The organism is Xanthobacter sp. BG11Y11_SDJG, from assembly GCF_057364445.1.
The window spans coordinates 1-6024 of the sequence record NZ_JBNFNU010000270.1; the positions used below are offsets into that span (position 1 = coordinate 1).

Below are 6024 nucleotides of genomic sequence, written 5' to 3' on the forward strand. Positions count from 1 at the left end.
CCGCGGCGTCGATGTCGGCGAGGGCGAGCCGGCCCCTTCGGCGGCGATGCGTTCGGCGGCGGCGAAGCCGATGCCGCGCGCGCCGCCGGGTGATGAGCGCGACGCGATCCGTGAAGCGCTGCGGGGTCATCAGATCGCCTTCCGGAAGCGGCGGAAGTTCGCCGGGGCGCTTTTTCCAGGAAGGCGGTGATGCCTTCCAGATTCTCCTCGTTGCCGTAGATCGAGGCCAGCAGCTCCGCGCTGGGGAAGAAGGCGGAATAGAAGTCGCGGTCCGAGCCGGCATTGAGCGCCAGCTTGGCGATGCGGATGCTCTGCGGGCTCTTGTCGAGGATGTCCGAGCACAGGGCGTCGACCGTGGCGTCGAGGGCGTCGGCCGCCACCACCTGGTTGATGAGGCCCATGGCGAGCGCCTCCTGCGCCGAATAGAGCCGGCAGGTGAACACCATCTCGCGCGCCTTGCGCTCGCCCACGTAGCGCGCGAGCAGCTGGCAGGCGCCCCAGATCGGGATCGAGCCGACGCGCGGGCCGGTCTGGCCGAACTTGGCGTCCTCGCTCGCCACCGTCATGTCGCAGAACAGGTTGATCTCGTTGCCGCCGCCGACGCAGAAGCCGCGCACCTTGGCGATGATGGGCTTGTCCATCATGCGCATCACGGTGGAGAGGCTGAACAGGCGGCGCATGTGCTTGCGCCCCACCGGCGGCACGCGCTTCGACTGGTCGCGGATGTCGCCCCCCGAGCAGAACGCCTTTTCGCCCGCGCCCGCGAGCACCACCACGCCCACTTCCGGGTCGTCCGCGGCCCGCGCCATGGCGTCGGTCAGTTCCTCGTAGGTGCGCGGGCGCACCGCGTTGCGGACCTCGGCGCGGTTGATGGTGATGCGGGCGATCCCGCCTTCCTGCTCATAAAGGACGTCCTCGTAGGGCACCTGCGTCTCCCTGTTTTTTGCTCTTGAGATTCCGCTAGACGGATCGAGTTTCAAAAATCTATACTCCCGGGCATGCCGACGAGCAACCAAAGATCGGCGCTTAGGGAGACCCCGCATGCATCGTCTGTCCTCGGGCGGAATCCTGCCCATTCTGGCACTGGCGACCGCGCTCGCCGCCACCCCTTCTCTCGCGCAGGAAAGCATCAAGATCGGCGTGCCGATGGAGTTGAGCGGGCGCTTCGTCGCCTATGGCGCGTCCGGCAAGCGCGGCGTCGAGTTCGCCACCGAGGTCTATGGCGGCAAGGTTGCCGGCAAGAAGATCGAGCTTCTGGTGCGCGACATCCAGTCGGAATCGCAGGCCACCATCTCGGTGTTCAATGAACTCGTGAGCAAGGAGAAGGTGAACTACATCATCCGGCCCGATCGGCTCGCCCACCGTGGCCGCGGCCATTCCCGCCTGGCGCCAGGGCAAGCCGATCTGGCTCGTGCCGGGCTCCTCCAGCACCAAGCTGGAAGAAGAGGTGGGCAAGGAGCCGGAATTCTTCCATACCTTCCCCTACGCCTACAATTATCACGAGAGCATCGCCGCCGCGCTGAAGAACCAGCTGCCCGCGGGCCAGAAGGTGGCGATGATCTATACCGACGACAATTACGGCCGCACGCACCAGCCCTACGCCAAGAAGTATCTGACCGACGCCGGTTTCGAGGTGGTTCTTGAAGAGATCGTGCGCACCAATGCGGCCGACATGAACCCGCTGCTCACCAAGATTTCGCGGGTGAAGCCGGACGTCCTGCTCGGCCTGGTGCAGACCACCGACGCGGTCACGCTCGCGAAGCAGATCTACACCCGCAAGCTGCCGGTTCCCTACCTCATCGGCACCGCGGCGACGCAGCTCGACGAGTGGCAGAAGGCGGTCGGGCCGGCCCAGGAGGGATGGGTGGGCGTCACCACCTATCTGCCGGGGCTCAACCGGCCGGGCAACACGGAATTCCCCAAGCTGTTCCCGCCGAGCAGCGAGTGGGAGGCCATGTTCGTGAAGAAGTACGGCCAGGAGCCCGACTTCGAGGACGCCGGCTGCTACGTCACCGCCATGCTGCTGTTCCTCGCCATTGAACGCGCCGGCGGCGACGACAAGGAGGAGGTGGCGGCGGAACTGCGCAAGATGGACATCCCGAACACCCTGCTCGGGCGCGCCAAGTTCGTCACGACGCCGTCCGGCACCAATCAGCAGGCCTTCACCGACATGGTCGTGTTCCAGCGTGAGAACGGCAAGAACGTGATGCTGTTCCCGCCCGGTCCCGAGACCAAGAAGATCAAGGCCGTGAGCTACTGAGTGCAGGCCCGGCGGCCGGGGTCATCGCGCCCCGGCCGCCGCAAGCGGAGGCCGGCTGATGGATTTTCTTCCCCAACTCATCGTCGATGCGCTGCTGCTCGGCGGCATCTACACCTTGATGGTGATCGGGCTCGCTTTGAGCTTCGGGGTCACGCGCGTCATCAACTTCGCGCACGGCGAGGCGGTGATGCTTGGCGCCTACGGCGCCTTCACGGTGTTCGTCGCGTTCGGCGTCGATCCGCTGATCGCCATGCCGGTGCTGATGGTGGCGGGCTGCGTGCTCGGCATGGTGCTGTTCAAGGTCGCCATCGCCCCGGTGCTCAAGGCGCCGCACGTCAACCAGATCCTGCTCACCTTCGGCATCGGCCTGGTGCTGCAGAACCTCGCGCTGGTGATCTGGAGCCCGGACGGCGCTCGGTGGTGCCGTCTTATGCCTATTCCTCGTTCGAGTTCGGCGACGTGGTCGTCTCCGGCGGCCGGCTGATCGGCTTCGGCATCGCCTCGGTGCTCGTGCTGGCGCTGTTCTTCTGGCTGAAGCGCACCGAGTTCGGCCGCGCCACCCGCGCGCTCGCCGAGCAGCACGACGCCGCCGTGCTCATGGGCATCAACGTCAACCAGATGTACGCGCTCGCCTTCGGCCTGTCGGTGGCGCTCGGCGTTGCCACGGGCGTGATCCTGAGCTTCCTCGGCGCCATCACGCCGTTCATGGGCTTCCACATCCTGGTGAAGGGCTTCGCCATCATCGTTCTGGGCGGGCTCGGCAGCATCGTCGGCGCGGTGCTGGGCGCGTTCCTGCTCGCCTTCGCCGAAACCGCGGTCAGCTACTACGTGCCGAACGGCACCGGCTGGGCGGAGGCGGTGGCCTTCCTCACCCTGTTCCTCGTCCTGGTGCTGCGCCCGCGCGGCATCATCGGCCAAGCCGTGGCGGACTGAAGCATGATCCGATCCCCCTACGTGATGGTCGGCCTCGGCGTGCTGTCGGCCCTCGCGCTCGTCGCCTCCACCTTCTGGAACGCGCCGCAGCTCAACGACTGGCTGTTCCGCATCTCGACCCTCATCATCCTCGCGACCAGCTGGAACCTGATGGCCAATGCCGGCCTGGTCTCGCTCGGCCACTCCGCCTTCTGGGGCGTGGGCAGCTACACCGCGGTGCTGGCGGCCAACGCCTTCGGCGGCTCGGTGCTGCTCACCGTCACGCTGGCGCTCGTCATGGGCGGCGTCATGGGGGCGCTGCTGGCGCTGGTGACGGGCTCGCTGAAAGGCATCTTCTTCGCCATCGTCACGCTGGCGCTGTCGGAGGGGCTGCGCATCTGCGCGCTCATGGTGCCGGAGGTGACGGGCGGGGCGGTGGGCCTGTTCCTGAAGCAGGAGCTGCGCCCGTCCCAGCACACGCTCTATCTGTTCGGCGCGCTGGCGGCGGTGGGAAGCGTGGTGGTGGCGGCGGTGATCGCCGGCTCGAAGCTCCAGTTCGCCTCCCGCGCCATGCGCGACAACGAGGCGGCGGCGCAGATGCTGGGCATCGCCCCGCGCCGGCAGCGGCTGATCGTCGTGGCGATCTCCGGCGCCATGGCCTCGGCGGCGGGGGCGATCAATGCGTGGTACGGCGGCTATCTCGACCCCGAGGTCGCCTTCACCCTGCACACCACCATCCTGTCGCAGATCGCCCCCATCCTCGGCGGCATCCACACCATCGCCGGGCCGGTGGTCGGCGCGGTGGCGATCATCGCCCTGTCGGAAGGCACGCGCATCTGGCTCGGCACCATGGAGGGCGTCAGCCAGCTGACCTTCGGCCTGATCCTGGTGGTGTGCATCCTGTTCCTGCCGAAGGGCCTCGTCGGGCTGGTCCAAGGCGGCCCGGGCCGGCGCAAGCCGACCCCCGCGGCGCGCCTGCCGCTCGCCTCGACCCAGGGAGCTAAGCCATGAGCGCGCTGCTTCAGGTCAGCAACCTGCACGCCGGCTACGGCGAGTCCGCGGTGCTCCAGGGGCTCGATTTCGAGTTGGGGCAGGGCGAGGTGGTGTGCCTGCTGGGCGCCAACGGCGTCGGCAAGACCACCACCATGGGCGTGCTCTCGGGCCTTGTGCCGGCGAGCGAGGGGCGGGTGCGCTACGACGGCGTCGACCTGCTGGCGCTGCCCACCCATGCGCGCGTGGAATCGGGCCTCGCGCTGTCGCCGGAGGGCCGCAAGGTGTTCCCGAACCTGACCGTGGAGGAGAACCTCTATCTCGGCTCGTTCAACCGCAACGCCCGCGCCCACCGCATGCGCAAGCTGGACGAGGTCTATGCGCTGTTCCCGCGCCTCGCCGAGCGCCGGACCCAGAGTTCGGGCCTCATGTCCGGCGGCGAGCAGCAGATGCTGGCGCTCGGCCGGGCGCTGATGTCGAACCCGCGGGTGCTGCTCCTGGACGAGCCGTCCCTCGGCCTCGCGCCGCTGGTGGTGCAGGCGGTGTTCGCGGCGATCCGCGCCATCGCCGCCACCAACATCTCCATCCTGCTGGTGGAGCAGAACACCCACGCTGCGCTGTCGGTCGCGCGCGCGGCTACGTGATGTCCGCCGGGCGCATCGTGCTGGCCGGCGACGCCGCCACCCTGCGCGAGGCGCCGGAACTGCGCGACGCCTTCATCGGCAAGGCTCAAAACAGCGGGCGGACACTCCATGCTTGAGGTGCGCAATCTCTCGAAATCGTTCGGCGGCCTGAAGGCGGTCAGCGAGGTCGATCTCAGCGTCGGCCAGGGCGAATTCGTGGGCGTCATCGGCCCCAACGGCGCCGGCAAGACGACGCTGATGAACCTCATCACCGGCTATATGCGCCCCACCTCCGGCGACGTGCAGTTCGAGGGCCGTTCGATCGTCGGCCTGCCGCCCTACCGCATCTCCCACCGCGGCGTCGGCCGCACCTTCCAGGTGGTGCGCCCGTTCGCCGAGATGTCGGTGGAGGACAATGTGATGACCGGCGCGCTGTTCTCCGGCGCGCGCACCAACAGCCTCAAGGTCGCCCGCAAGGCGGCGGAGCTGCCCATGGAGCTGACAGGCCTCACCGCCAAGCGCCACGTGGCGGCCGGTGCGCTCACACTGGGCGAGAAGAAGAAGCTGGAGCTCGCCCGCGCGCTCGCCACCAGCCCGCGCCTGCTGCTGCTGGACGAGGTGATGGGCGGGGTCACGCGCGGCGAAGTCGGCGACCTCATGGAGGTGCTGCGCCGCATCCATGGCGCCGGGGTGACGATCATCATGATCGAGCACCTGGTGGAGGTCATCATGGAGCTGAGCCAGCGCGTGATGGTGCTCAATTTCGGCCAGAAGCTGTTCGAGGGCGCGCCCGACGCGGTGGTCGAGCACCCGGCGGTGATCGAATCCTATCTCGCAAGCCGCTGGAGGCGGACGCCGCATGAACGCGCCGCTGCGCCTTGCCGCATCGCCGGCGCCGACCATCGTCGGCGCGCTCGCCGTGCGCCGCTTCGGCGCCGGGCGGCCGCTGGTGCTGCTGCATGGCGGCTCGGGCTCGCACACCCACTGGATCGCCAATATCGACCGCCTCGCGCGAAGCTTCGAGGTGGTCGCGCTCGATCTGCCGGGCTATGGCGACGCCCCGCGCCCGGCGCGCGCGATCCGGAGGCCTATATCGGCGCCCTCGCCGAGGACCTTTCCGCCGCCATGGCGGATGCGGGGCCTTACGGCCTCGTCGGCTTCAGCTTCGGTGGCACGCTTGCGGCGGCGCTCGCCGCCCGCCTGCCTGCCGGCCGGGTGAGCGCGCTGACCCTGCTCGGC

At 68.5% G+C, this 6024-nt stretch carries 7 protein-coding genes and 1 pseudogene; 7 read left to right on the forward strand and 1 reads right to left on the reverse strand.

Translation table 11 applies throughout. The features are described 5' to 3' along the window. Positions 1 to 926: enoyl-CoA hydratase-related protein (locus tag AC2W7M_RS18230; protein WP_486133838.1), on the reverse strand; the 926-nt coding region annotated here is incomplete at its 3' end. Between the two features lie 220 nt (positions 927 to 1146). Here AC2W7M_RS18230 and AC2W7M_RS18235 point away from each other — a divergent pair. The 7 genes and pseudogenes from AC2W7M_RS18235 to AC2W7M_RS18265 form a co-directional block, all read left to right on the forward strand. After that, a pseudogene (locus tag AC2W7M_RS18235) lies at positions 1147 to 1281 on the forward strand (hypothetical protein); the annotation flags it as partial. Positions 1282 to 1363: 82 nt separating this feature from the next. Further along, on the forward strand, positions 1364 to 2260 hold the full coding sequence (locus AC2W7M_RS18240; RefSeq protein ID WP_486133840.1) for an ABC transporter substrate-binding protein: 897 nt from the start codon (positions 1364 to 1366) through the stop codon (positions 2258 to 2260). A gap of 58 nt (positions 2261 to 2318) precedes the next feature. Then, positions 2319 to 2744: a branched-chain amino acid ABC transporter permease gene (locus AC2W7M_RS18245; RefSeq protein WP_486133842.1), complete on the forward strand. Its 426-nt coding sequence runs from the start codon at positions 2319 to 2321 to the stop codon at positions 2742 to 2744. Then, the gene (locus AC2W7M_RS18250; protein WP_486133844.1) at positions 2681 to 3193 is read left to right on the forward strand and encodes a branched-chain amino acid ABC transporter permease; all 513 of its coding nucleotides are present in this window, start codon (positions 2681 to 2683) and stop codon (positions 3191 to 3193) included. The genes AC2W7M_RS18245 and AC2W7M_RS18250 overlap by 64 nt, the downstream gene beginning before the upstream one ends. 3 nt (positions 3194 to 3196) lie before the next feature. Then, complete coding sequence (locus AC2W7M_RS18255; RefSeq protein WP_486133846.1) at positions 3197 to 4183, forward strand: branched-chain amino acid ABC transporter permease; 987 nt, start codon at positions 3197 to 3199, stop codon at positions 4181 to 4183. Further along, a complete protein-coding gene (locus AC2W7M_RS18260; RefSeq protein WP_486133848.1) occupies positions 4180 to 4806 on the forward strand; it encodes an ABC transporter ATP-binding protein in 627 nt (208 codons plus the stop codon). Before AC2W7M_RS18255 ends, AC2W7M_RS18260 begins: the two co-directional genes overlap by 4 nt. A 108-nt stretch (positions 4807 to 4914) precedes the next feature. Continuing rightward, positions 4915 to 6024: ABC transporter ATP-binding protein (locus AC2W7M_RS18265; RefSeq protein ID WP_486133849.1), on the forward strand; the 1110-nt coding region annotated here is incomplete at its 3' end.